Origin of the sequence: Paracoccus tegillarcae, assembly GCF_002847305.1 — a bacterium.
In the GTDB taxonomy this organism is placed as follows: domain Bacteria; phylum Pseudomonadota; class Alphaproteobacteria; order Rhodobacterales; family Rhodobacteraceae; genus Paracoccus; species Paracoccus tegillarcae.
The window spans coordinates 1,986,548-2,012,266 of record NZ_CP025408.1 but is presented as its reverse complement, the minus strand read 5'-3'; the positions used below and the strand labels follow the sequence as shown (position 1 = coordinate 2,012,266).

General features: G+C 62.2%; 26 protein-coding genes. 7 read left to right on the top strand and 19 right to left on the bottom strand.

All coding sequences use genetic code 11. The annotated features are described in order from the left end of the window. Both CUV01_RS09820 and infB read left to right on the top strand, forming a co-directional pair. A complete protein-coding gene (locus tag CUV01_RS09820) occupies positions 1 to 633 on the top strand; it encodes an RNA-binding protein (RefSeq protein WP_101460315.1) in 633 nt (210 codons plus the stop codon). Next, positions 630 to 3,173, top strand: coding sequence for a translation initiation factor IF-2 (gene infB / locus CUV01_RS09815; RefSeq protein ID WP_101460314.1), 2,544 nt, complete (start codon positions 630 to 632; stop codon positions 3,171 to 3,173). Before CUV01_RS09820 ends, infB begins: the two co-directional genes overlap by 4 nt. 86 nt (positions 3,174 to 3,259) lie before the next feature. On the opposite strand, the gene CUV01_RS19915 is transcribed toward infB, so the two are convergent. The 4 genes from CUV01_RS19915 to CUV01_RS09800 form a co-directional block, all read right to left on the bottom strand. Then, positions 3,260 to 3,409 carry a hypothetical protein gene (locus CUV01_RS19915; protein ID WP_198731799.1) on the bottom strand — a complete coding sequence of 50 codons (150 nt, stop codon included), beginning with the start codon at positions 3,407 to 3,409 and terminating at the stop codon, positions 3,260 to 3,262. 125 nt (positions 3,410 to 3,534) lie between these two features. After that, positions 3,535 to 3,933, bottom strand: coding sequence for an 8-oxo-dGTP diphosphatase MutT (mutT, locus tag CUV01_RS09810; protein WP_101460313.1), 399 nt, complete (start codon positions 3,931 to 3,933; stop codon positions 3,535 to 3,537). A gap of 22 nt (positions 3,934 to 3,955) precedes the next feature. Beyond that, entirely contained in the window at positions 3,956 to 5,248 is a 1,293-nt protein-coding gene (gene argJ / locus CUV01_RS09805; RefSeq protein ID WP_422385876.1) for a bifunctional glutamate N-acetyltransferase/amino-acid acetyltransferase ArgJ, read from the bottom strand. Between the two features lie 111 nt (positions 5,249 to 5,359). Beyond that, positions 5,360 to 6,199: a peptidylprolyl isomerase gene (locus CUV01_RS09800; protein WP_101460311.1), complete on the bottom strand. Its 840-nt coding sequence runs from the start codon at positions 6,197 to 6,199 to the stop codon at positions 5,360 to 5,362. Positions 6,200 to 6,399: 200 nt separating this feature from the next. Between CUV01_RS09800 and secA the strand changes: the two genes are divergently transcribed. Next, positions 6,400 to 9,111 (top strand): preprotein translocase subunit SecA, encoded by a 2,712-nt coding sequence (gene secA, locus CUV01_RS09795; RefSeq protein WP_101460310.1) that lies wholly within the window; start codon positions 6,400 to 6,402, stop codon positions 9,109 to 9,111. 123 nt (positions 9,112 to 9,234) lie between these two features. Here the strand turns inward: secA and pcaD are convergent, their stop codons facing one another. Further along, positions 9,235 to 10,023 (bottom strand): 3-oxoadipate enol-lactonase, encoded by a 789-nt coding sequence (pcaD, locus tag CUV01_RS09790; RefSeq protein WP_101460309.1) that lies wholly within the window; start codon positions 10,021 to 10,023, stop codon positions 9,235 to 9,237. Continuing rightward, positions 10,023 to 11,192, bottom strand: coding sequence for a 4-hydroxybenzoate 3-monooxygenase (gene pobA / locus CUV01_RS09785; protein ID WP_101460308.1), 1,170 nt, complete (start codon positions 11,190 to 11,192; stop codon positions 10,023 to 10,025). The genes pcaD and pobA overlap by 1 nt, the downstream gene beginning before the upstream one ends. Before the next feature lie 119 nt (positions 11,193 to 11,311). Between pobA and CUV01_RS09780 the strand changes: the two genes are divergently transcribed. Continuing rightward, positions 11,312 to 12,361 (top strand): 3-carboxy-cis,cis-muconate cycloisomerase, encoded by a 1,050-nt coding sequence (locus CUV01_RS09780; RefSeq protein WP_232962182.1) that lies wholly within the window; start codon positions 11,312 to 11,314, stop codon positions 12,359 to 12,361. Positions 12,362 to 12,471: 110 nt separating this feature from the next. On the opposite strand, the gene CUV01_RS09775 is transcribed toward CUV01_RS09780, so the two are convergent. After that, positions 12,472 to 12,924, bottom strand: coding sequence for a DUF2267 domain-containing protein (locus CUV01_RS09775; protein WP_338418314.1), 453 nt, complete (start codon positions 12,922 to 12,924; stop codon positions 12,472 to 12,474). Positions 12,925 to 13,077: 153 nt separating this feature from the next. Continuing rightward, complete coding sequence (locus tag CUV01_RS09770; protein ID WP_101460306.1) at positions 13,078 to 13,539, bottom strand: Lrp/AsnC family transcriptional regulator; 462 nt, start codon at positions 13,537 to 13,539, stop codon at positions 13,078 to 13,080. A 137-nt stretch (positions 13,540 to 13,676) separates the two neighbouring features. Between CUV01_RS09770 and ald the strand changes: the two genes are divergently transcribed. Further along, positions 13,677 to 14,795, top strand: coding sequence for an alanine dehydrogenase (gene ald, locus CUV01_RS09765; protein WP_101460305.1), 1,119 nt, complete (start codon positions 13,677 to 13,679; stop codon positions 14,793 to 14,795). Positions 14,796 to 14,889: 94 nt separating this feature from the next. Here the strand turns inward: ald and CUV01_RS20240 are convergent, their stop codons facing one another. From CUV01_RS20240 to CUV01_RS09735, 6 genes are all read right to left on the bottom strand, one after another. Further along, the gene (locus tag CUV01_RS20240; protein WP_101460304.1) at positions 14,890 to 15,492 is read right to left on the bottom strand and encodes an OmpA family protein; all 603 of its coding nucleotides are present in this window, start codon (positions 15,490 to 15,492) and stop codon (positions 14,890 to 14,892) included. A 9-nt stretch (positions 15,493 to 15,501) separates the two neighbouring features. Further along, entirely contained in the window at positions 15,502 to 16,008 is a 507-nt protein-coding gene (locus CUV01_RS09755) for a hypothetical protein (protein ID WP_101460303.1), read from the bottom strand. A 246-nt stretch (positions 16,009 to 16,254) separates the two neighbouring features. Then, entirely contained in the window at positions 16,255 to 16,689 is a 435-nt protein-coding gene (gene mscL, locus CUV01_RS09750; RefSeq protein ID WP_101460302.1) for a large conductance mechanosensitive channel protein MscL, read from the bottom strand. A gap of 184 nt (positions 16,690 to 16,873) precedes the next feature. Beyond that, positions 16,874 to 17,983 carry a CaiB/BaiF CoA transferase family protein gene (locus CUV01_RS09745; protein WP_101460301.1) on the bottom strand — a complete coding sequence of 370 codons (1,110 nt, stop codon included), beginning with the start codon at positions 17,981 to 17,983 and terminating at the stop codon, positions 16,874 to 16,876. After that, entirely contained in the window at positions 17,980 to 18,636 is a 657-nt protein-coding gene (locus CUV01_RS09740) for a DsbA family protein (RefSeq protein WP_101460300.1), read from the bottom strand. Before CUV01_RS09740 ends, CUV01_RS09745 begins: the two co-directional genes overlap by 4 nt. An 11-nt stretch (positions 18,637 to 18,647) precedes the next feature. Further along, the gene (locus CUV01_RS09735) at positions 18,648 to 19,178 is read right to left on the bottom strand and encodes a DUF721 domain-containing protein (protein ID WP_101461999.1); all 531 of its coding nucleotides are present in this window, start codon (positions 19,176 to 19,178) and stop codon (positions 18,648 to 18,650) included. Positions 19,179 to 19,263: 85 nt separating this feature from the next. On the opposite strand from CUV01_RS09735, the gene mutY reads away from it, so the two are divergent. After that, a complete protein-coding gene (gene mutY / locus CUV01_RS09730; RefSeq protein ID WP_101460299.1) occupies positions 19,264 to 20,289 on the top strand; it encodes an A/G-specific adenine glycosylase in 1,026 nt (341 codons plus the stop codon). Positions 20,290 to 20,299: 10 nt separating this feature from the next. Continuing rightward, positions 20,300 to 21,439, top strand: a complete 1,140-nt coding sequence (locus CUV01_RS09725; protein WP_101460298.1) for an alkane 1-monooxygenase — start codon at positions 20,300 to 20,302, stop codon at positions 21,437 to 21,439. Between the two features lie 3 nt (positions 21,440 to 21,442). Here the strand turns inward: CUV01_RS09725 and CUV01_RS09720 are convergent, their stop codons facing one another. The 5 genes from CUV01_RS09720 to CUV01_RS09700 all read right to left on the bottom strand — a co-directional run bounded on the left by CUV01_RS09720 (position 21,443) and on the right by CUV01_RS09700 (position 25,719). Further along, positions 21,443 to 22,237, bottom strand: a complete 795-nt coding sequence (locus CUV01_RS09720) for a hypothetical protein (protein ID WP_101460297.1) — start codon at positions 22,235 to 22,237, stop codon at positions 21,443 to 21,445. After that, the gene (locus CUV01_RS09715) at positions 22,234 to 23,271 is read right to left on the bottom strand and encodes a GSCFA domain-containing protein (RefSeq protein WP_101460296.1); all 1,038 of its coding nucleotides are present in this window, start codon (positions 23,269 to 23,271) and stop codon (positions 22,234 to 22,236) included. Before CUV01_RS09715 ends, CUV01_RS09720 begins: the two co-directional genes overlap by 4 nt. 122 nt (positions 23,272 to 23,393) lie before the next feature. Further along, positions 23,394 to 24,521 (bottom strand): site-specific DNA-methyltransferase, encoded by a 1,128-nt coding sequence (locus CUV01_RS09710; RefSeq protein WP_101460295.1) that lies wholly within the window; start codon positions 24,519 to 24,521, stop codon positions 23,394 to 23,396. Positions 24,522 to 24,610: 89 nt separating this feature from the next. Next, the gene (locus tag CUV01_RS09705; RefSeq protein WP_101460294.1) at positions 24,611 to 25,243 is read right to left on the bottom strand and encodes a ribonuclease HII; all 633 of its coding nucleotides are present in this window, start codon (positions 25,241 to 25,243) and stop codon (positions 24,611 to 24,613) included. Further along, a complete protein-coding gene (locus CUV01_RS09700; RefSeq protein WP_101460293.1) occupies positions 25,240 to 25,719 on the bottom strand; it encodes an ureidoglycolate lyase in 480 nt (159 codons plus the stop codon). Before CUV01_RS09700 ends, CUV01_RS09705 begins: the two co-directional genes overlap by 4 nt.

Genomic DNA, 25,719 nt, shown 5'->3' with positions numbered 1-25,719 from the left:
ATGACCCGCGGGGGCCGTACCAAGGACCGCGATGCGCCAGGCGAACGGCGCTGCATCGTCACGGGCGAGGTGCAACCCAAACGGGGTCTTGTCCGTTTCGTTGCAGGGCCCGACGGCGTGATCGTGCCCGACTTGGCCGAGAAATTGCCGGGCCGTGGGGTCTGGGTCTCGGCCGATCGCGCGGCCATCGAAAAGGCCGCGCAAAAGGGGCTGTTTGCACGCGGGTTGAAAGCGCCGGTCAAGGCACCCGAAAACCTGGCCGATCAGGTCGAGGACGGGCTGGCGCGACGGGTCGTGGAACTGGTGTCGCTGTCGCGCAAGGCAGGCGATACGGTCGGCGGCTTCGAGAAGGTCAAGGCCGCGCTGGCGGCGGGCAGGGTCAAGGTTCTGCTGCAGGCCAGCGATGGCTCTGACCGGGGAAAAGGAAAGCTGTGGACGCCCGAGGGAGCCCGCTGGTTTGGCTGCCTGACGGCGTCAGAATTGGGTTTGTCCTTCGGTCGCGATCATGTCATACACGGCGCGCTTGCGCCGGGTGGGCTGACCGACAGGATTATTATTGATGCGAGCAGGCTAACCGGTCTGCGCGAGCATGACGGCGGATCCGCCGCCGGAAAGGATTTGGACGCGAGATGAGCGATAAAGACGGTAAGAAGACATTGGGCCTCGGCGGGGGTCGTGCAGGTCAGGTCAAGCAAAGCTTTAGCCATGGCCGCACGAAAAGCGTGCTCGTCGAAACCAAGCGCAAGCGCGTTGTGGTGCCCAAACCCGGTACGCCCGAAAAATCGGCAGGCACCTCGCCCGCCGTTGCAAAGGCGGCTGCCAGCGCTTCGAAACGTCCCGCCGGTATCTCGGATGCCGAGATGGAGCGCCGGCTGAAGGCTCTTGCCGCAGCGAAATCGCGCGAGGTCGAAGAAGCCGCCGCACGCGAAGCTGAGGAAAAGGCACGCGAAGCAGATCGCGAACGCCGCCGCGCCGAGGCCGAAGCCAAGGAACGCGAGGATCGCGAGCGCGAAGAGGCGCTGAAAGCCAAGGCCGACGAAGAGGCCCGCCGCAAAAGCGAAGCCCAACTGCGCGAGCAGAAAAAAGCCGAAACGCATAAACCCGCCGGCGACAAGACCGCCGCGCCGACCGATCAGGCCGCGATCGAGGCTGCTGCCTCGCGCGCAGAAGCCAAGGGCGTGTCGACCTCGGGTCCGCGCAAATCGGATCGTGACCGTTCGGATCGCGGCGCGGACCGTGGCGCTGATGCGCGCAACCGCAACGAACGCGACAACCGTCGTAGCGGCAAACTGTCGCTGAACGAAGCCCTTGCCGGTGGCGAAGGCGGCCGTCAGCGCAGCATGGCTGCGATGAAGCGCAAACAGGAACGCGCCAAGCAAAAGGCCATGGGCCAGTCGGTTCGTGCCGAAAAGCAGTTTCGCGATGTTCGCCTGCCCGAAACCATCGTGGTGCAGGAGCTGGCCAACCGTATGGCCGAGCGCGCCGCAGACGTGGTCAAGTCGCTGATGAACATGGGCATGATGGTCAATATGAACCAGCCCATCGACGCCGACACCGCCGAGTTGGTGATCGAGGAATTCGGCCACAAGGCCGTTCGTGTCAGCGACGCCGATGTCGAGCAGTCGATCAAGACGGTCGAGGACAAGGACGAAGACCGTCAGTCGCGTCCGCCGATCATCACCATCATGGGCCATGTCGACCACGGCAAGACCAGCCTGCTGGATGCAATCCGCAAGGCTAACGTTGTGTCGGGCGAGGCCGGTGGCATCACCCAGCATATCGGTGCCTATCAGGTGACGACTGACAGCGGTGCTGTGCTGACCTTCCTTGATACGCCGGGCCACGCCGCCTTTACCAGCATGCGCGCACGCGGTGCGAACGTGACCGATATCGTGGTTCTCGTTGTCGCCGCCGATGACGCAGTGATGCCGCAGACGGTCGAGGCAATCAACCACGCCAAGGCCGCCAAGGTGCCGATGATCGTGGCGATCAACAAGATCGACAAGCCGTCGGCCAACGCGCAGAAAGTGCGGACCGACCTGCTGCAACACGAGGTGATCGTGGAACAGCTGTCGGGCGATGTGCAGGATGTCGAAGTCTCTGCCGTTACCGGCAAGGGCCTGGATCAATTGCTGGAAGCCATCGCGCTGCAGGCCGAGATCCTGGAACTCAAGGCCAACCCCGACCGCGCCGCACAGGGCGCCGTGATCGAGGCTCAGCTGGATGTTGGCCGCGGTCCCGTGGCCACCGTGCTGGTTCAGAACGGTACGCTGCGCCAGGGCGATATCTTCGTCGTCGGTGAACAGTGGGGCAAGGTCCGGGCCCTGATCGATGACACGGGCGAGCGTGTTGCAGAGGCTGGTCCTTCGGTTCCGGTCGAAGTGCTGGGCCTGAACGGCACCCCCGAGGCCGGCGACGTTCTGAACGTGGTCGAGACCGAGGCGCAGGCGCGCGAGATCGCCGATTACCGCGAACAGGCGGCCAAGGACAAACGCGCCGCCGCAGGTGCTGCCATCACGCTGGATCAGATGCTGGCCAAGGCCAAGGCTGATCAAAGCGTCGCCGAATTGCCCGTTGTGGTGAAGGCGGACGTGCAAGGCTCGGCCGAGGCGATTGTTCAGGCGCTGGAAAAGGTCGGCAACGACGAGGTTCGCGTTCGCGTGCTGCATTACGGCGTCGGTGCCATCACCGAATCCGACATCACGCTGGCCGAAGCGTCCAGAACGCCGGTTATCGGCTTCAACGTCCGCGCCAACTCGCCGGCACGCAATGCTGCGAACCAAAAGGGCGTCGAGATCCGGTACTACTCGATCATCTACGATCTTGTGGACGACATCAAAGCCGCCGCGTCGGGTCTGCTGTCCGCCGAAGTGCGCGAGACCTTTATCGGCTATGCCGAAATCCGCGAGGTCTTCAAGGTCACGGGCGTCGGCAAGGTCGCAGGTTGTCTGGTCACCGAAGGCGTTGCCCGCCGCAGCGCCGGTGTGCGCCTGCTGCGCGACAACGTGGTGATCCATGAAGGCACGCTGAAGACGCTCAAGCGTTTCAAGGACGAGGTCAAGGAAGTGCAGTCCGGTCAGGAATGCGGCATGGCATTCGAGAACTATGACGACATCCGTCCGAGCGATGTGATCGAGATCTTTGAACGCGAAGAGGTCGAACGCCAGCTATAGGCGCGACGACCCCTTATCCCAAAGAGAAAGGGCGCCCCCCCCCGGGCGCCCTTTCTGTTTTCATCATCTTATCAAAAAAAGCGTTGTCAGGCCTCTACCGGCATAATGGGCGCGCCCACCGGTTTGCCGGTATAAGTCTTTTCACCAACCCGAACGACAATCGTGCCGTCAGTGCCGGTGCTTTCGAACAACCCCTGAACCGATATGGAGCTTCCGATGGTAATCGTGCGAATCATGTCCAACCGTTCTGTTCAATTTACGGTAGATTCAGAATGACCCGATTCGATTAAAAAAAGAACAACTTTTATACAAGCGTTCAAAAAAATGTCAGATTTCCCGCCGGGTTATACCAATGTCGCTTTCACAGCCACGATCTGATCTGTGCGATCAAGGGAATATCGGCCGGCGGCATGGCGTAATCGGTCAGCTTTTCTGCCCTGACCCAGCTTAGCGTCTGCCCCTCGCGCGGCTGCACGATGCCATTCCATTTGCGGCAGGCAAACAGCGGCATCAGCAGATGAAAATCGTCATAACCGTGGCTGGCAAAGGCCATGGGCGCAAGACAACTGTGCCAGGTCTCGATCCCCAACTCTTCGTGCAACTCACGTATCAACGCGGCCTCGGGGGTTTCGCCGGGCTCGATCTTGCCGCCCGGAAACTCCCACAGACCGGCCATCGACTTGCCCTCGGGGCGCTGTGCCAAAAGCACGCGCCCGTCGGGGTCGATCAGCAGGACCGCCGCCACCAGAACGATCTTCACCAGTGCGCCTCCGGCAGCATCATCACGACCGATAATCCGCGTTGATGTCGATATAGCGGTGAGTCAGATCACAGGTCCACATGGTCTGCGCGACCGGCCCCAGGCCCAGATCAACGCTGATGACCAGGTCCTGCCGCTTCATGTAGATACTGGCCTTGGTCTCATCGTAATCGGGATCGCGCCAGCCGTCGCGGGCCAGCACCATATCGCCGAAACGGATGGTCAGCTTGTCGCGGTCAGCACGCGCGCCCGATTTGCCCACGGCCATGACGATACGACCCCAGTTGGCGTCCTCGCCGGCGATGGCCGTCTTGACCAGTGGCGAATTGGCGATGGCGCTGGCGACCAGACGCGCATCCTGCGCGGTCTCGGCGCCGGTGACACGGACCTCGACGAATTTGGTCGCCCCTTCTCCGTCGCGGACAACCTGCTTGGCCAGATCCAGCATGACCGAGGCCAGCGACTCGGTAAAGACCCGCCCCGCCGCCGAATCGGCATTGGTGATCGGCGCCGCGTCCGAGCGGCCCGTCGCGGCCAGGATCAGCGCGTCCGACGTCGAGGTATCGCTGTCGACCGTGATCGAATTGAAGGTGTTGTCAACCAGACCGGCCAGCATCTGCTGCAACAGTTCGGGCGCAATTTTGGCGTCGGTAAAGATATAGACCAGCATCGTCGCCATATCCGGGGCGACCATGCCTGAACCCTTGGCAAAACCGGCAATGCGAATGGTGCCGCCCTCGCCCTTGATCTCGGCGCTGGCACCCTTGGCAAAGGTGTCGGTCGTCATGATCGCATGGGCAGCACCTGACACCCCTGCAGGGTCCAGCGCGCCGGCCAGTTGGTCAATCACCGCAGTAATGCGCTCGGCCGGTAGCGGCTCGCCGATCACGCCGGTCGAGGATGACAGCACGCGTTCAGCCGGCACACCCAGTTTCTTGGCAACCGCACCGGTCACATCATCCACCGCGCGCTGGCCAAGCGCCCCGGTAAAGGCATTGGCATTGCCCGAGTTGACAACGATCGCGGCCCCACGCTCGGTATTCTGCGCGCCGGCCAGCTTGGCCTGACAATCCAGCACACTGGCCGCCCGCGTCGCAGAGCGCGTGAACACGCCCGCCAGCGACGACCCGGGTGCAAGACGCATCAGCGTGACGTCGGTGCGTCCCTGATATTTGACCCCGGCAGAGGTGCTGGCGAATTCCACCCCGTCGATGACAGGAAGGTCGGGAAACCGCGCCGGCGCCAATGGCGAGACATGCCGCGCCGCCGCAGTTTTTATCTCGGCCATTTCAGCCTCGATCTTTTTGATCTTCATGGACTTTCGCGCCTTCTTCTGGTCCTTGTCCTTGTTCTTCTTTTTCTTCTTCTTGTCCTTGGCCATGGTCCACCTCGTCAGCGTTCTGTCCGATCAGATCATCAGCCCAATTTACTGGGCGTCAAGCAGTTCGACATCGTCCAGCAGGGCCGCATCCAGCCCCTCGGTCTTTTCGATCTCGGCTTCGCCGACCAGCTTTTCGATCTGGGCCTCAACCCGATCACGGCGCACCTGAGTGACCAGTTGCTCTTTGACTTCGGCCAGTTCGGGGGCCTCGACCTGACGGCTGTCGTTCAGCATGATCACATGCCAGCCGAAATCGGTCTTTACAGGATCCGAGATCTGGCCTTTTTCCATTTCCTTCACGACGTCGGCAAAGGGGCCAACCATCTGATCGGCGGTAAACCAGCCCAGATCACCCTTGTTCGGGCCGCTTGGTCCGGTCGAGCGTTCCTCGGCCAGCGTGCCGAAATCGGCGCCGCCATCCAGTTCGGTCTTGATTTCCTTGGCCGCTTCTTCGGTTTCAACCAGAATATGGGCTGCGGAATATTCCGTCGCAGGCTCGACCTCACCGAAATAGGTGTCATAGGCGGCCTGAATTTCCTCGTCCGTGGGCTCGGGTTCTGCCACCTCTTCCAGCGCGGCAGAGGCCAGATAGGCGCGGCTTTGCAGTTCCAGATTGGCACGGTCGCCTGCAGTCATCGCCTCTTCCTTGACCGAGGCCACGGCGCTCTGGCGTACCAGTTGGTCCAGCATGGACTGCCAGGTCGCGTCATCGGCTGTGGGCGCCTGGCCCTGCGCCGCCATGCTTTGCCGCATGATGATCATCTCGCCCAGTGTGATCTCGGTGCCGTTCACCGTGGCGACGACGGTATCGGCATCCTGTGCCATGGCCGGGGCCAGCGGCAGGGCAAGCGCGAACAATGCGGTCGTGATGGTACGTTTCAACATAAGAAATCCTTTGTCGGACAGGCCGTTCCCGCCCTTGTGAGGGTCGGGCGGCGTTGACAGTCAGGCGGGTCGCGCATACATCCGGCGCAACCAAGAAAGGCGCGCCCGCCACTTTTCGTTCCGGCCCCTGATACGGCATGGCGGAGGGTGCGGGCAAGTGGCCCACCGGCCACGCGCTTTCCCAAAGCTGTGAAGGTAACATGATCGGCAATCTGGCAAAGATGGTCTTTGGCACGTCCAACGACCGCAAAGTGAAGTCCGCTCGGCCCCTGGTGGCGCGTATCAACGCGCTGGAAGACGAGGCCAAGGCCCGCAGCGACGAACAACTGATCGAGGTGACGCGCGCGCTTCAGGCGCGTGCTCAGGCAGGCGAGTCGCTGGATGCGCTGCTGCCCGAGGCCTTTGCCAACTGTCGCGAGGGTGCCCGACGGGCCCTTGGCCTGCGCGCCTTTGATGTGCAGCTGATGGGCGGGATCTTCCTGCATCAGGGCAATATCGCCGAAATGAAGACCGGCGAGGGCAAGACCCTGGTCGCGACCTTCCCGGCCTATCTGAACGCGCTGACCGGCAAACCCGTGCATGTGGTCACCGTGAACGACTATCTGGCCAAGCGTGACGCCGAATGGATGGGCAAGGTCTTTGCGCAACTGGGCATGACCAGCGGCGCGGTTTACCCCTTCCAGCCAGAGGCCGAAAAGCGCGAGGCCTATCAGGCCGACGTGACCTATTCGACCAATAACGAACTGGGCTTTGACTACCTGCGCGACAACATGAAGGGCAGCATTGCCGAGATGGTCCAGCGCGGCCATTTCTTTGCCATCGTGGACGAGGTCGACAGTATCCTGATCGACGAGGCCCGGACCCCGCTGATCATCTCGGGTCCGTCGCAGGACCGCAGCGACCTTTATCGCACGGTCGACGCCTTCATCCCGCAGCTTGCCGACGAAGATTTCAAGCTGGACGAAAAGACCCGCAACGCCACCTTTACCGAAGAGGGCAACGAAAAGCTGGAACAGCTTTTGTCGGCGGCGGGGATCCTGCCCGAGGGTCAGACGCTGTATGACCCCGAGTCGACGACCATCGTGCACCACGCCAACCAGGCGCTGCGCGCGCACAAGCTGTTCCACAAGGATCAGCAATACATGATCCGCGACGGCGAAGTTGCGCTGATCGACGAATTCACCGGCCGGATGATGAAGGGCCGCCGCCTGTCCGACGGCTTGCATCAGGCCATCGAGGCCAAGGAAGGCGTCGACATCCAGCCGGAAAACGTGACGCTGGCCTCGGTCACCTTCCAGAACTATTTCCGCCTGTATGACAAGCTGTCGGGCATGACCGGCACCGCCGCCACCGAGGCCGAGGAATTCGCCGAGATCTACAAGCTGGGCGTGGTCGAAATGCCGACCAACCGTCCGATTGCGCGGGAAGACGAGCATGACCGCGTCTATCGCACCGCGGCCGAGAAATATGCCGCCGTGATCGAGGCGATCCGCGAAGCCAATGTCAAGGATCAGCCGATCCTCGTCGGCACGACCAGTATCGAGAAATCGGAAATGCTGGCGCAGATGCTGACAGAGGCCGGAATTCCGCATAATGTGCTGAACGCACGCCAGCACGAAGCCGAGGCGCAGATCGTGGCTGACGCGGGCAAGCCCGGCACCGTGACCATCGCCACCAACATGGCTGGTCGCGGCACCGACATTCAGCTTGGCGGCAATGTCGATATGAAGGTGATGGAGGCGCTGGCCGCCGATCCCGAAGCCAATCCCGACGATTTGCGCGCCCGGATCGAGGCCGAACACGCCGCCGACAAGGAAAAGGTGCTGGCCGCCGGGGGGCTGTTCGTTCTGGCCACCGAACGTCATGAAAGCCGCCGCATCGACAACCAGTTGCGCGGTCGCTCGGGCCGGCAGGGCGATCCGGGGCGGTCGCTGTTCTTCCTGTCGCTGGAAGACGACCTGATGCGCATCTTTGGCTCTGAGCGGCTGGATTCGGTGCTGTCCAAGCTGGGCATGAAGGACGGCGAAGCCATCGTTCACCCATGGGTCAACAAGTCGCTGGAACGTGCGCAGGCGAAGGTCGAGGGTCGCAACTTTGACATTCGCAAACAGCTGCTGAAATTCGACGATGTGATGAACGACCAGCGCAAGGCGATCTTTTCGCAGCGCCGCGAGATCATGGAATCGGGTGAGGTCGAGGAAATCGCGGCCGACATGCGTCACCAACTGATCGACGATCTGGTTGACGATTTCATGCCGCCGCGCACCTATTCCGACCAGTGGGATTCCGAAGGCCTGACCGCTGCCGCCCGCGAAAAGCTGAACATGAGCCTGCCGATCGCCGAATGGACGGATGAAGAAGGCGTCGACCAGGAGGTCATGGCCGAACGGATCGAAGCGGCAACCGACAAGTACATGACCGAAAAGGCCGAGGCCTTTGGCCCCGAAAACATGCGCCAGATCGAAAAGCAGGTGCTGTTGCAGATGATCGACGCAAAATGGCGCGAGCATCTGGTGACACTGGAGCATCTGCGCTCGGTCGTCGGCTTTCGCGGCTATGCCCAGCGTGATCCGCTGTCGGAATACAAGACCGAGGCCTTCCAGCTGTTCGAAACGCTACTGGACGGGCTGCGCGGGGATGTCACCCAACGGCTGGCCCAGATCCGTCCGCTGACCGACGACGAGCGTCAGGACATGATGCGCCAGATGACCGAACAGCGAAAAGAGCGCCAGGAACATCTGACGATGGAGCATGGCGGCGACAGCCAATCGGAAGAGGATGCAGCCAAAAGCACGCCTTTGATCGAGGGCTTTGACGAGAATGATCCCGCGACCTGGGGCAATCCGGGCCGCAATGATTCCTGCCCCTGCGGATCTGGTAAGAAATTCAAACATTGCCACGGTGTGCTTTAGGCGCAGCGTCCGTCGAGCTAGCGTCCCGCGATCGTGTTCACCGCCGTCGGGCCGGGACACGCCCGGCCGCGAACGGCGGCGAAGGGGGCTGCGCCCCCTGCCCCGGCCTTGCCGTTCGCCGGTTCAGATATGCCCGATTTCCGCCAGATAACCTGTCAGCAGCCGGGCATATTCCTCGGGCGCCTCGACGCAGGGCAAATGGCCCGCGCCCTCGATGATCTCTAATCTGGCACCCTTGATCCGGCCGGTCAGATCCCGCATCGCATCGGGCGGGGTCGAGCCGTCAAGGCTGCCGCCGATGCACAGCACCGGGCGGTCGACCGCCGACAGCGCCTCGCGATAATCCGCCTCGGCAATGGCCTGACAACAGGCCAGATAACCCGCCTGATCCTGTCGTTCCAACATCAGACGCCATGCCTCACATTCGGCCAAGGCGCGAAAGTTCGGCGAAAACCAGCGCTGCATGGTCGGTTCGGCGATGGTGGCGATGCCGCCTTCGCGGATGGCCGCGATGCGGTCGGTCCAGATCGAGCTGTCGCCGATCTTGGCCGCCGTGTTCGACAGCACCAACCCGCCCAGCTTGTCACCATGGCGCAGGGCCAGCGACTGACCGATCAGCCCGCCGATGGACAGCCCCACAAAGACCGGACGCGCCACACCAAGCGCGTCCATCATCGCCGCGACATCGTCTGCCAGATCCTCGATGCTGATCGCGCCTGTCGTCTGCGACAACCCGTGACCGCGCTTGTCGGCCCTGATGACCCGCAGCCCTTTTGGCAAATGGGGCAGCATCGCATCCCACAGCCGCAGGTCGGTTCCCAGTGAATTGGCAAAGACCACCGCAGGCGCATCGCGCGGCCCCTCATCGGCGATATGCAGCCGGACATGGCCCAGATCAAGAACGTCAACCATCAGTAAGGCAGCCCCACATAGTTTTCGGCAAAAGCGCGTTGCTGCGCATCGTTGTCACGCAGGAAGGCAATATCGGCCTGCTGCATCTTGAGGTCAAACGGATCCTGATGCGGATAACGGTGCAACAGGCTGCTGAACCACCAGCTGAACCGCTCGGCTTTCCAGACGCGCAAGAGCGCCCGTTCGGAATAGCGGTCGATGCCCTCGCTGTCACTCTCTTCATAGAACTGGCGCAGCGCATTATAGAGATAATGCACATCGCTGGCCGCAGTGTTCAGCCCCTTGGCGCCCGTCGGCGGCACGATATGGGCGGCGTCGCCGCATAAGAACAACCGCCCCCAGCGCATTGGCTCGGTCACGAAGGATCGCAACGGCGCAATGGATTTCTCGATCGTCGGGCCGGTCACCAGGCTGTCAGCGGCCTCGGCGGGAATGCGGCGCTTGAGTTCCGCCCAAAAGGCCGTGTCGGTCCAGTCCTCGGGGTGATCTGACAACGCACACTGGATGTAATAGCGCGACAGGTTCTCGTTTCGCATCGAACACAGGGCAAAGCCGCGCGGGGAATTTGCATAGATCAGTTCGTGATGGACCGGCGGCGTGCGCGACAGCACACCCAGCCAGCCAAAGGGGTAGGTTTTCTCGTATTCCTGCCGTGCGCCAAGCGGGATGGTCTGACGGCTGACGCCATGAAACCCATCGCAACCCGCGATAAAATCGCAATCGATCCGATGCTCGGCGCCGTCCTGCTGGTAGGTGACACAGGGCTTGTCGCCATCCGCATCATGGATGACGACGTGATCGACATCGAATTCAGTGCGCAGACTGGCGGCTTCGCGCGCATCATAGAGGTCGCGCGTCACCTCGGTCTGGCCATAGACAATCACCGGCGTCCCGGTCAGCGCCTTGAAATCGATGTGAAACAGCTCTCCGTCAAAACCGATCTGGGTCCCGTCATGGATCAGCCCCTCGGCATGCAGGCGGTCAGCCACGCCGGCTTCTTCCATCAACCCGACCAGCCCGGTTTCCAGCACGCCCGCGCGCACACGACCGAGCACATAGTCGCGTGTCTTGCGCTCTAGCACCACGGCATCGATGCCGCGTCGATGCAATAACTGACCCAGCAGCAGGCCCGATGGCCCGCCCCCGATTATCACGATCTGATGGCGCATTGCATTCCCCCCGCGCATCCAACGTTAGCCAAGCACCCCGCGGGCGTAAACGGGATTGTGCAGCTTGACCCCGCGCGACCCTTGATTGCACAACAGGCCAACGCAACATGGGGGCCGTCATGACCAAAGCCGACCTGATGGGGGCATTGACCGGCGATGCTGGCGTCACCGCGCTGTTCACAGACGAGGCCTGGATCGCCCGTATCGCCGAGGTCGAGGCCGCGCTGTCACTGGCCGCCGGCACCGCCGGGGCGGTCGCGACGGATCTGGCCGGCGAGGCTGCGGCCTTTGTCCTGGCGTTCAGACCAGACATGGCAGCACTGCAGGCAAGGATGCCGCAAGACGGCCTGCCAATCCCCGAATATGTGCGGCAATTGAAGGAAGCGGCCGATCCCAGGCTGCACCCCGCCTTGCACACAGGCGCGACCAGTCAGGACATACTGGACACCGCGCTGTTGCTGGCGCTGGCGCGGCTGAATGATCGCTTTGACGGCGAGGTGACGGCGCTTGCAACGGCGCTGGACGATCTGAACGCGCGGCAGGGCGATCAGCCGCTCATGGGCCGCACGAGGATGCAGGCAGCGCTGCCGATCACCGTCAGAGATCGCGTGTCAGCCTGGGGCGCGCCCCTGCCCAGGCACAAGGATCGTCTTGCGCAACTGCGGCCGCGCCTCGAGGTGGTGCAATATGGCGGTGCCGTCGGGCTGCGTGGCGGCCCGGACAATCGTGCAGGGGGCGATGCCATCGCCGATGCGCTGGCCGACCGGCTTGGCCTGCACCGCGCGCCTGCGCCCTGGCACAGCGCGCGCGACGGGTTGGCCGAATATGCAGGCTGGCTGTCGCTGGTCACCGGCGCCACCGGCAAGATCGGACAGGACATCGCGCTGATGGCACAGATGAGCGAGGTCACGCTGTCGGGCGGCGGCAGCAGTTCGGCCATGCCGCACAAACAAAACCCGGTGGCGGCAGAGACGCTGGTAACGCTGGCCCGCGACAATGCCGGGCAGCTTGCGCTGATGCATCAGGCGCTGCTTCATGAACAGGAACGATCGGGCGCTGCATGGGTGCTGGAATGGCTGACCCTGCCACGAATGCTGTCGGCAACCGCGCGGTCTCTGTCGCTATGCACCGATCTGATCGGGCGGGTTGAGCGAATGGGTGAAGGCTAGGGATCGGATTGCCGGACCGAAGCTGTCACCACACGCGCGTTTCACGAGATGGCTGTTTAGGGGGACGAAGTGGGCTTTCGCTGAGGCGGCGTGAATGGCTGCTTCGGCCACTAGATTATCCGCTGATCCAGCTCTGTCGGGTCTTCGACATCGACGTGCCAGAAAGCTGTAGCCTCATCAGGGAGCTGCCCCAGCACTCTTTCGAAATCCCTGTTGTCGGTGCAGCGTCGGATTGCCCAAGCTGTCGCTTCGATGGCATTGTCCGGCGTCAGGTTGTGGTTCACGCGGACTTGCTTGGCCTCGTCGGTAAGCGCCTGCCGGTCCGCAAATGGAATTGGCGGTTGAGAAACATCCCAATCCTTCACAAAAATCGCGCGGAGAACAGCAGGAAGAACGCTTGCGAAGGCTAGGCCTTGGTGCGCTGTCAAGCGGCGTCTAAATACCTGCAAGACAGCATCCACTGCGGTGTAGGCCATATTGTCGGATTCAAGAGACATGCGCTCTTTCACATCAGCGAGAAAGGCGCGCCACTCTTTTGAAGCGTGGCGGTAAGTCCACGGCATCGGCATTTTCGTTATCGCCTCCACACATTCAGTCGTTGCCAATTTTAACCAAAAGACGGTCGAGGCGTCGAGACGAACCCTACTCCAGCAGCAGACATTCAAGCGTCTCGCAGCATCCGGCACTCTGGCCTCCAAGCTGTCATCCAACCCCACTCAAACCGGCAGCGCGGTCGTCCTGAACACCGTGCGCAGGGCGAATGAAGAATGCATCTGCGCCACGCCCGGCAGCTTGGCCAGGTATTGTCGGTGGATGCGGGCGAAATCCTCGGTGTCGCTGGCGACGACTTTCAGCAGGTAATCCGCCGCGCCCGACATCAGGTGGCATTCCAGCACGTCGGGGATGACGCGCACGGCCTTTTCAAAGGCATCGAGCACCTCATCCGCCTGACCTGAAAGGGTGATTTCGACGAAAACCATGGTTGGCCTGCCCACACGCTTGCGATCCAGCAGCGCGACGTAATCGCGAATGATGCCGTCATCCTCCAGCCGCCTGACGCGGCGATGGCAGGCGCTGGCGGACAGGTTCACCTTGGCGGCCAGATCGGCATTGCTGATTCGTCCGTCCCGCTGAAGCAGGTCCAGAATGCGGCGGTCGATTGCGTCGATATCATCCATTCGCAAGATTTCTGCGATCCGAGCACAAATTGAAAGCGTATTCTTCGAATATAGCCCAACGAGCAAACTCGGATTCGTCGGATATTCCACCCCGCCCGTGACAAACTGACCGCAATGATAAAACAGCGGAGATACAAATGCTTGTGGGCTGCCCCAAGGAAATCAAACCTCAGGAATTTCGCGTCGGGCTGACCCCGGCCGCCGCGGCTGAGGTCATCGCCCATGGTCACAAGGTGCTGGTCCAGACCGGTGCCGGCATCGGTTCGGGTTTCCCGGACAACGATTACACAGACATCGGCGCGCAGATCGCGCCGGATGCAGACTCGGTCTTTGACGACGCCGACATGATCGTAAAGGTCAAGGAACCTCAGGCGGCTGAACGCAAGATGCTGCGGCAAGGGCAAGTGCTGTTCACCTATCTGCACCTCGCGCCCGATCCCGATCAGACCCGCGATCTGCTGCATAGCGGTGTTACCGCCATTGCCTATGAAACGGTGACGGATCGCGCGGGTGGGTTGCCTTTGTTGGCGCCGATGTCAGAGGTGGCGGGCAAGCTGGCCCCTCAGGTCGGGGCCTGGACGTTGCAAAAGGCCAATGGCGGGCGCGGCGTGTTGATGGGCGGCGTGCCCGGCGTCGGGCCCGCGCGCGTGGTGGTGATTGGCGGCGGAGTTGTGGGCACGCATGCTGCAAAAGTCGCGGCAGGCATGGGCGCGGATGTGACCGTGCTGGACCGTTCTCTGCCCAGGATGCGCTATCTGGATGATGTCTTCGGCGGCACGTTCAAGACGCAATTCGCCAGCGGTACGAACATCGCCGAACAGATCGCGCAGGCCGATATGGTCGTGGGCGCCGTTCTGATCCCCGGTGCGGCTGCGCCAAAGCTGATCACCAAGGCGCAACTGTCAACGATGAAGCCCGCCGCGGTTCTGGTGGATGTCGCAATCGATCAGGGCGGCTGTTTCGAGACCTCGCGCGCCACAACGCATCAGGATCCGATCTACGACGTGGATGGGATCATGCATTACTGCGTCGCCAATATGCCCGGCGCGGTCGCGCGCACCTCGACCATTGCGCTTGGCAATGCAACGCTGCCCTTCCTGTTGGCGCTGGCCGACAAGGGATGGCGTCAGGCGATCGTCGACGATCCGCATCTGCGCGCGGGCCTGTCGACGCATGAGGGCATCCTGACCAGCCCGCCCGTGGGCGAGGCGCTGAACCTTGAGGCGACAACCCCGGATGAGTTTCTGGCAGCCTGATGAACGGCAAATGCCGTGGCTGGCCGCATGAGGCCAGCCACGGCAGAAGATAGCGCACGGCGCCTGTGAAGGGCGCCTTGCATTATCGCGATTTCTATTCTTTCGGCAGAACGAACTCTACCCGCCGGTTCTGCGCACGCCCGTCGGGGTTATCTGCCCCGTCGATTTCATTGGGCGCAACGGGTTCGGCTTCGCCCCGCCCGACAGGGTCAAGGCGGCTTTGTGCGACATCACTGTTCGCCAGAAAGCCAGCCACCGCCTCGGCGCGTTGTTCGGAAAGGCGCTGGTTGTAGTCATCCGACCCCTTCGAGTCGGTATGACCCACCACCTGCACCGTGCCGCCGGGATTTCCGACCAGCATCGTCGCGATTTGCGCCAGTGTGTCACGCGCCGGATCGGTCAGATCGGCACTGTCGAATGCGAACAGCACGTCACTGGTGACGGACAGAACGATGCTGTCGTCGGTCTCGCGCATGGCAATATTGCCGCCACTGCCATCGACCATATCCTGCACATCGCCTGACATGTCGCTAACTGCGGATTGCATGTCCTGCACGGTCAGGATCAGATCGCGGATATCGGCGCCTTGCAGGTCGCGGCTGAATTGCGTCAGATCAACATCGGCATCCTGCGCGACCGCGCCGCCGGCCAGGCCAAGGCAAAGCAGCAAGGCTAAAAAGCACTGATTGGACCGCATCCCCCGAACCTATTGCGCAGGCACAGTGAAGGGTCCGATCGGCTCGAGCGCTGGCATATACAGGGTGATATCCTGTCCCGCCGGCGGGTTCGGAAAAACACCATACCAGATCCCAAGCGTTTCGCCCGACCCTGAGGCAGTCAGGCGTGGCGGCGCCAGAGGGGTATCCTGCGAATCCCGAACAAGCATGTATTTCTTGTCGCCGGAAACCAGATAGATCTGCTCGTAATTGCTGTTGGACATGCCGGCATATATTGTCGCTGAACCTACCTTTTGCCCTGCGTTTGTCGGACGAAGCGTCATCTTGACGGTCAGGCGCTCGCCATCCACGCTTAGCCCGTCGACGTCAGCAACGACCTCGCCCTTTTCGTGGCGGCCAGAGCCGTAAATCTGCCCGTCTGCCGGTTGGTCGGCGGCGGTCTGTTCGGCCTCTTGCGCATGCGCATATTGCACACTCAATCCGGCAGGTATCATCAGGCCCAGGGCAATTGCCCGCAAAGTCATCGTCGTGCTCATCACTAAATCACCTTTTATCGAATTCTGGCTCTGCCTCAACTTAGAGGTCATTGCCGGCTCGTCTACCCAACGCACAACCTTCACGGCCAGTTTCCGCCGACAAGAAATACCCCGATGCCCGGTACCAGCTGTCGCGTGCGGATCGCAAAGCTGGACGCATGGTAGGCGGAATGATGAAACCACCGGCCAACGAAAAACGGCGCGCCCTGCGGGACGCGCCGTGCAATTTCAACTGGGGTCGCCTGATCAGACGGCTTTGGCAGCCAACAGATCGCGGATCTGGGCCAGCAGTTCTTCCTGCGACGGGCCTGCGGCTTCTTCGGCGACTTCTTCTTTCTTGGCTGCAGCATCCTTGACGCGGTTCACGCCCTTGACCAGCAGGAATACCACCCATGCGATGATCAGGAAATTCAGCACCGCCATGAAGAACGAGCCATAGGCAAAAACCGCAGCCCCGGCTTCGCGCGCGGCGGCCAGGCTGGTGCCTTCGGCAACATCGCCGGACAGAACAATATATTTGCTTGAAAAATCGATACCACCGGTGATCAGTCCCAGGATCGGGTTGATCAGGTCGTCAACCAGCGACGAGACGATGGCGGTGAATGCAGCACCGATAATGATACCAACGGCCATGTCCATGACATTGCCCTTGGCGATGAAGTCTTTGAATTCTTGAATCACGTGTTTACCTCGTAAATCGTTTAGCGACCTGTTCGCACGAGCGCGGCAAATAGCACAGAAATCCCGTTTCACAACAAATATTAGGTGGATTGATGGCCGCAAAGACGGATTTCGGGGCAGTAAAACAACCTTTGCCGAGGTGCCGTTGCGTCACTTCTGCAAATGCCTTGGCGGGGAAAAGGGATCAGTCGTCCTGACCCAATCGGGGCGAGGCGCGATCCAGCGCCAGATCGGCATCCGAAAAGGTGATCGGCAGGCGCGTGCCGGGAATACCCTCGGGTTCGATCTTCATCTTGCGCGCAATGATCTGGGGATCGGCAAAGACATCGGCCATATCGTTGATCGGACCGGCAGGCACGCCCTTGGCCTCTAGCGCGACCAGCAGATCGTCGCGTGTCCAGACACGCGTGACCGTGGAAAGCTGGGCTGTCAGCGCATCGCGATTGGCAATGCGGTCGGCATTCGTGGCGTAATCTGGTGCGGTGCCCAGTGCAGGCAGGCCCAGAACGTCACAAAGCCTGCGAAACTGGGCGTCATTGCCGGTTGCAATGATGATCCAGCCATCGGCGCAATCAAACACCGCATAGGGCACCAGGTTTGGGTGCTCATTTCCGGTCCGCCCCGGTGCTGTGCCGGTGGCCAGATAGTTCATCGCCTGATTGGCCATGATTGACGTCGCCACATCGAACAAGGCCATGTCGATATGCTGGCCCCGTCCGGTTGTTTGCCGCTGATGCAGAGCGGCCAACACGCCGACAGCCGCGTAAATGCCGGTAAAGATATCGGCGACGGCGACGCCGACCCGTTGCGGCTGCCCGTCCCTGGGGCCGGTCACGCTCATCAGTCCGGACATGCCCTGAATGATATAATCGTAGCCGGCGCGATGGGCATAGGGGCCGGTCTGGCCAAAGCCGGTCACGCTGCAATAGATCAGGCGCGGGTTCAGCAACTTGAGCTGGGCGTAATCCAACCCGTATTTCGCCAGGCCGCCGACCTTGAAGTTTTCGATCACCACATCCGCATCCGCGATCAGATCACGGACCTTCTGCTGGCCCTCCGGCGTGCGGAAATCGGCGGTGACTGACGATTTGCCGCGATTGGTCGCGTGGAAATAGGCGGCACAGCGCTCGCCGTCGCGATCAATGAAGGGCGGTCCCCAACGGCGCGTATCATCGCCCTCCGGTGCCTCGACCTTGATCACGGTCGCACCCAGATCGGCAAGGATCTGACCGGCCCATGGGCCGGCCAGAATGCGGGCAAGTTCGACGACTTTCAGGCCCGCAAGCGGTGTCATTCAGCGGCAGCCAGCTTGTCGTCGATGACGGCTTTCAGATCGTCCCATGGCTGGTTCGAGACCTTTTCGCCGCCGATGATGAAGGTCGGCGTCGCGTCGATCTCATCCGCGGTTGCGTTCTGCTGGAAGGTGGCAACCAGTTGCTCGACCGAGGCGGTATCGTTCCAGCACGCGGTCATCTGATCTTCGGTCATGCCGGCCTTGAGGCCGATCTTGCGCAGGTTTGCGGCGATCTCGTCACCTGAATCACCTGCCAGCCAGTCCTTTTGCTCGTCAAACAGCATGTCCGAGACGGCATAGTATTTGTCGTCACCGCCGCAGCGCGCCAACACACCTGCCCACAGGCCGACCGCATCGAAATAGACATCGCGCTGGATAAAGCGGACCTTGCCGGTATCGATATATTCGGTCTTGAGCTTGGACCAGCTCTGCTCGTGGAAATTCGCGCAATGTCCGCAGGTAAAGCTGGCATATTCATAGATGGTCAGCGGCGCATCCTCGGCACCCAGCGGGATGTCTGCCAGAACCTCGACGGCGGGCGCCTCGGCGGCGGTTTCTGCGGTTTCTTCGGCAGGTGCCTCGGACGTGGTCTGTGCCATGGCGGGCACGGCCATCAGCAGGGCAAGCGCAGTCAATGTGGTACGGAAGGTCATGGAAAATCCTTTCAGCGTTTTCGCGTCTGTTTGTCGGTATGATTCAGGGTAAGCTGGCGCATTGCCTCGGCCAGCGTGGGATCGTCAAAGCGGCTGCCCACGCGGCCCGCCTGCTGCAGATCGGCAGGGTCGGGCGCCGGCTTGGCAACTGTTTTTTGTGCGAAACGGGCCTGCCCTTCAGCAAAGCCCTCTGGCGCGGTCTGGGTCAACAGGATGCGCTGGATGGCGTTATAGCCATAGCAGACATTCACCTTTTCGCGCAGCTGCGGCAGTTGCATCTCGATCATCGGGGCAGCCGGGCCGGTGGTCAGCAGCGTCAGCGTGGCACCAAAGCCACCACGCGAATGGCTGATCTTGACCGGCCGGGTCATGGCGGCCAATTGTTCGCCCACGATCTCGGGCCAGTGGGTCAGCAGACGCGTCACGGCAAAGCCGCGCCCCTCAGAGACGCTTTGCACCCGCGCCGCCACCAGTTTGGCAGCGGGCTCGAACCCGCGCTTGCGGCGGGACGGTGGGCTGGCTCTGTCTTTCGTCTGTGCCATCAGCGTCCGATTGGTTATCACTGCCTTATGCTTAATGGCGCCGGGTCACGGATGAAAGCGGAACGCACTGAAACAAGCCTGAATTATGCGTGACGAGGCGGTGATCGCCCCGCTGCTGCTGGATTGGTATGACCGGCACGGCCGGGTCTTGCCATGGCGTGTGCCGCCGGGTGGTGGGGTCGCGGACCCCTATCGCGTCTGGCTGTCCGAGATCATGTTGCAGCAAACCACAGTGGCGGCGGTAAAGGCTTATTTCGAGCGATTCACCGCCCGTTGGCCAACGGTACGGGATCTGGCGGCTGCCGATGATGCCGAGGTCATGGGCGAGTGGGCCGGGCTGGGATATTATGCCCGCGCGCGCAATCTGCTGGCCTGCGCGCGACAGGCCAGCGCGGCGGGCGGTTTTCCCACCACGCGCGACGGCCTGCAGGCTCTGCCCGGCATCGGCCCCTATACCGCAGCGGCGATCGCGGCCATCGCTTTTGATCACCCCGAAACCGTGGTTGACGGCAATGTCGAACGCGTGGTGGCGCGGCTGTTTGCAGTGACCGAGCCGATGCCCGGCTCCAAGCCGCGCCTGCGCGACCTGGCTGCGACTCTGACGCCCCAGCACCGGCCCGGCGATTTCGCGCAAGCGATGATGGATCTGGGTGCCACCATTTGCACCCCGCGCAGCCCGGCCTGCGGGATCTGTCCGCTGATCGACGATTGTGCGGCGCGCGCCCAAGGTCTTGCCGCGGAACTGCCCCGCCGCGCGCCCAAAGCGCCCAAACCCACACGGACGGGCATCGCCTGGGTTGGCATCGCAGGCGATCACCTGCTGGTCGAAAGGCGCCCAGACAAAGGGTTGCTGGGCGGTACATTGGCCTTTCCCTCGACCGGATGGGATGGCAGCGACCTGCCGCCCCCCGCAGCGGCAACGTGGCAGGATGTGGGTCAGGTTCGCCATGTCTTCACCCATTTCAATCTGATCCTGACGGTCAGGGCGGCCCAGTTGGACAGCGCCCCGGATCGCGGCGATCTGCGGCCCTTGCGCGATTTTCAACGCGCCGAGCTGTCGGGCCTGATGCGCAAGGTCTGGGATATGGCGCGGGACGCAACCTCGGGATAAAGTGCCGCCCATGAGGCCTGATACCACCCCCAATCTGCCCGCCGCCCTGCCCTTTTGGTTGTCCCTTGGGCTGGTGCCGCTGGCCGCACTGGCAACCGTCAACGGTGGCTGGTGGTGGCTGACCTTGCCCGGATATGCGTGGTATCTGACGACCGGGCTGGATGCGGTTCTGGGCAATGAGGATCGCAATCCCGACACCGAGGCACCGGCATCCGCGCTGTTCTGGCATCGCGCCGTCACCCTGATCTGGCCGCCGCTGCAACTGGCGGTGATCTTCGGCGCGATCTGGTATGTCACGCGCGTCGCGGACCATTCAGGCTGGACGATGGCCGGGCTGTTCTTTGGCATCGGGGTTTTGTCGGGCACCATCGGCATGGTCTATGCACATGAGCTGCTGCACCAAAAGGACGCCACCGAACGTTGGCTGGCCGACCTGCTGCTGGCCTCGGTTCTCTATTCGCATTTCCGCACCGAGCATCTGCTGGTGCATCATAGCTGGGTCTCGACCCCACGCGACGCTGTGTCGGCGCGCTATAATGAAGGCTTTCACCGCTTTTTCTGGCGCGTGCTGCGCGACGGGCCGACCAGTGCCTTTCGCGCGGAACGCAACCTGCTGGCCCGTGCCGGGCGCCCGACCACCGACCGCCGCAACCCGTTCTGGCGCTACGCTGCGCTGCAAACCGCGATGCTGGTTCTGGCCTTGATGCTTGGCGGCTGGCTGGGGCTGGTGTTGTTCCTATGGCAGGCAGCCGTTGCGATCTGGCAGTTAGAGCTGACCAATTATGTCGAACATTACGGACTGAGCCGTAAATACCTGGGCCAGGGCCGCTATGAACATATCAGGCCCCGTCACTCGTGGAATGCCGCGCACAAGGCCACGAATTGGCTGCTGATCAACCTGCAGCGCCACTCGGACCATCACTACAAGCCCGACCGGCGATACCCCCTGCTGCAAACCTATTCCGAGGATGAGGCCCCGCAATTGCCGCTTGGCTATCCGGCGATGACTTTCCTTGCGATGATCCCGCCGCTTTGGCGACGCCGCATGAACCCGCGCGTGCGCGCCTGGAGGCGACAATTCTATCCAGAGATAACCGATTGGGGACCCTATAACCGCGGTGACCTGCCGATGCCGCGCAACGCGCTGTGACCGTCAGCCCTGCGGCAATGCGCCGATGATCCTGTCCAGCAGCAACGCACCGTAATCGGCATTTCCATGGGCGAAATCGGTCGACCCGTGCATCACGTCAAACCCCGGCGACAACCGAGGTGCACCGCGCATGAACGCGGCCGAGGTATAGGCGTCATCGACGATCACGGAATCGGGCCAGAAGGGCAGAATGGCGTCGTTGCGCAGCGCGTGACGGGCGGCGCGCTGAAACATCCGGCGCGCGTGTCCCGCATCACCGCGCGCCACCATCATGGAATAATCTTCATAGGTCTTCAGATCGGCCCCGCATTCATCCGAGGGCAGCGGCTCGGGCATCATCACGATAGGCTTGCCCATAGGCTTGAGTTTGCGCATCAACCGGGTGGAAAAGATCCGCTCGGTACGGATTTCAAGGGTTTTCCGCATCAGCGACCGCCCGATCAACTGGCAGTCGTCATCGCCCGCCAAAACCGATGGAAAACCCATGCAACGGTGGCCGTCGAACAGCTGAGCCAGCGGCACCCAGCCAAAGCCCCCAACGATCGCAAGGGCGTCATAGGTCGTCAGGTCAACCTCTCTGACAAAGCTGAAGTCCTGCATTTCCCTGGCGGTCTTGGCGTCCATCGGGTGCAACACCGTGCCACGCAGCTCTAACTGGTTGATATTGCCACCGCGCACGGCAAGAAACGCGACGTCGTAGTCGGGCCAGCTTTCGGGACTGGCGGCATAGGCCATGCGCGGTGCCGCTGCATGGGAATTGCCGATGACCAGCAAGCGGCGCGGCTTCAACGCATTCATTTGCCAAAGGCCTCAAGCAGGGCCTCTTCGCAGATGACGTCATCGGGATCGGATAGCGCATCTTCAGGCGGAGCGTCCTTGGTCACCAGCCCATGCGCCGACAGGAACGCGCCCATTGCCGTGGCGACACCCCGCGCCGTTACCTGTCGCAGCCCCTGTGCGAAAAAGGCGCCGTGAGCCGCAGGATTGGTGACGATCTCATAGGATGGGAAGTAATCGACGTCCGCATGGGCATCGGCGAAATCGCCGGCGGCCGCGCGTAAAACTGCCTTGGACCATTGCGTCGCGGGCAGCACATGCCCCCCTGTTGCCGTCGCAGCCAGAGGCACAGGCGAAACTGTCAGCACGAACCGCATCTGCGGGTTCAGATCCTGCAACCGTGCCCGCATTTCAGCCAGATCCTGCATGACCTCGGGATAGCGGAAGTTCACGAATTCATGTCGCGCGGGATCGTATTCGCCGGCAATGACGCCGGGACAGCTGGGATAGACCCGCCCGGTGTCGCGGCAGCGCCAGGCCTCGGTCAGGCCAAGCGTGAACACGAACACATCCGCCTGCCGCAGCATCGCACCCACGCGCGCCAGATGCCTGTTGCGGATCGCCAGAACCTCTTCGATGCTGTCCAGCCCCTGCGGGTCCAGTCCAGGCCGAAACGCGTCGTGAAAGCGGTTCTTGCGCGTCCAGACATGAGCCGGATCGGGGATCCCGGCACCGATTTCGTCCAGCAACTGCACCATCTGCCGCGCCGTGTAGATATTGCCGTAGCGCCCGGAATACAGATCGAAACCGTGCTTGCGCGCGATATCGGGGGCCAACCCAAAAGGCGCGGGCTCGGCATCCAGCACGTCCAGTCCGGCGCGGCGCAGCGCCTGCCCGACATGCTGTGCAAAGCAACTGCCCGCCGTCGCCACCGTGGCATCAGCGGGCAGTGGGAATTTCGGGCGATAGATATCCGACACCGCCTCGGCCGCCGTTTCGGCCACCGCAGCGCGCCAGAAGGCCATCGCAGGAAGATTGGAATAGGGATGCGTCATGCGAAAGATCTAGGCACGAGATGTCGGCAAAGAAAAGGCCCCGCCATGCGGACATGGCGGGGCAAGTCGGTTCCTACCCTGGCGGCATGCCGGGCGGAACGCTGGCGAAACTGGTGGGATGGTCAGTTGGGGCGCTGGCCCTCGTCCATCTCGGCGCGGATCTGCTGGCGCAGGATGTCGATCGGGATCATCTTGCCCTCGCGGCGGAAATGCCAATAGGTCCAGCCATTGCAAGAGGGCGCACCCTCCAGCGCGGCACCGACCTGATGGATGCTGCCCTTGACGTCATTGCCGATCAGGCTGCCATCGGCGCGCACCTTGGCCTTGTGGCGGTTGCCGATGGAAAACAGTTCCTCACCCGGACGCAGCATCCCGCGCTCGATCACCTGACCGAACGGCACGCGCGGTTCGGCGCGTTTGGGTTTGATCGTGGCAATCGCCTCGGCGTCGAATTTACGAATGCGCGACAGGCGTTTCTCGGCGACGGTGCGGTAGGCCTCTTCGCGCTCGATCCCGATGAAATCGCGGCCAAGCGCCTTGGCGACCGCGCCGGTGGTGCCGGTGCCAAAGAACGGGTCCAGCACGACGTCGCCCGGATTGGTGGTGCCGACCAGCACGCGGTGCAACAGCGCCTCGGGCTTTTGGGTCGGGTGGGCCTTGTCGCCGGCCGCATCCTTGAGGCGTTCGCCGCCATTGCAGATCGGGATTACCCAATCACTGCGCATCTGGATGCCTTCGTTCAGCGATTTCAGCGCCTCATAGTTGAATGTATATTTGCTGTACTCGGACTTGCTGGCCCAGATCATCGTCTCGTGCGCGTTGGTCAAACGCTTGCCACGGAAATTCGGCATCGGGTTTGATTTGCGCCAGATCACGTCATTCATGATCCAGAAGCCCTGATTTTGCAGCTCGGCGCCGACGCGGAAGATGTTGTGATAGCTGCCGATCACCCAGATCGCGCCATGCGGTTTCAGCAGGCGGCGCGCTGCGGCCAGCCAGTCACGGGTGAATGCGTCATAGACGGCAAAGGTCGAGAACTGGTCCCAGTGATCGTCAACGGCATCAACCTTGGAGTTGTCGGGACGGTGCAGATCGCCCTTGAGCTGCAGGTTATAGGGTGGATCGGCAAAGATCAGATCGACGCTGCCTTCGGGCAGTGAATTCATGATCTCGATGCAGTCACCTGCAAGGATCTGGTTCAGCGGAAGAGGTCGCGCCGCATTGGCACGTTTGTCTTTGATCGTCGTCATCGCTCTGCCCATAATCTGCCAGCTTGGTGCCGGTCTGTATGGGTTGAATGATGAGTCAGCGGGGATTCGCCGTCAATTTCTTTTTTGAATCAATCACTTGCGATTTCATCTCGACACAAGATATTGTGGACGGGCTTAAAGCTGCGTCTATGATGTGGGGTGACCCCGATATCTAGCAGCGCCTTTTTATGGGCGGGCGTCGGATAGCCTGCATTCGCCTCCCAGCCATATCCGGGGTATTGTTGCGCCAAATCCTCCATGATGCGATCGCGCAACACCTTGGCGACGATAGAGGCCGCCGCAATCGTCAGACAACGGGCGTCGCCCTTGAGCACCGGCTCGGACGGCACGGCCAGATCGCGCGGCACACGATTGCCGTCGACCAGCACATGACAGGGGGCCGCGCGCAGCCCCGCCACCGCACGGCACATCGCCAGATGCGACGCGTGATAGATGTTCATCCGGTCGATTTCGTCGACGTCCACATGGGCAACCGACCAGTCGCAATTTGCCATCACCCACACAGCCAGAGCCTCGCGCCGGGCGGCGTTCAGTTTCTTTGAATCGTTCAGCCCTTCGGGGATATTCTCCGGATCCAGCACCACCGCAGCCGCCGTCACCGGCCCTGCCAACGGGCCGCGTCCGACCTCGTCCACACCAGCGACGTGGCGCGCACCGCGGGCAATTGCCGCGGCCTCAAAGCTGAAATCAGGCCCGGTCATGCGGTGATGGTCACCGGGGCGATGGCGACCTCTTCCAGATTGACGCCTGTCCCTTCGCGATCCACGACCAGAAAATCGCCTGCACGGTCCAGCGGCGTCAGCACCCCGTGCCAGATGCCCGCGCGCAGGTTCACGCCCATCCCCGCCGGCACGAGAAAGGCCAGCGGTTCGCCGGGCTTGCCCCCGTCGTCCGTTGCGACGACCGACAGCCAGGGGTCGGGGCCAAGCGGCATGAACGCCTGCGAGCCAAGCGGATGGCGCTCCAGCAGCGCGCAGTCATATGGCAGGCTGACGGGCTCTGACCGAAAGATCGAGATGATCGCCTCGCCGCCGCCGCGTTCGACCGTGGCCAGCGCATGATGGCGACCGCAGCGGCCGGCATTGATCATCTTGTCTGCCCGCTCGCGCGGTGTCAGCAACTCGCCAAACGGGGCAAAGGCTTCGGCGGTGATGGGGGTCGCGGTGATCGTGGTCAT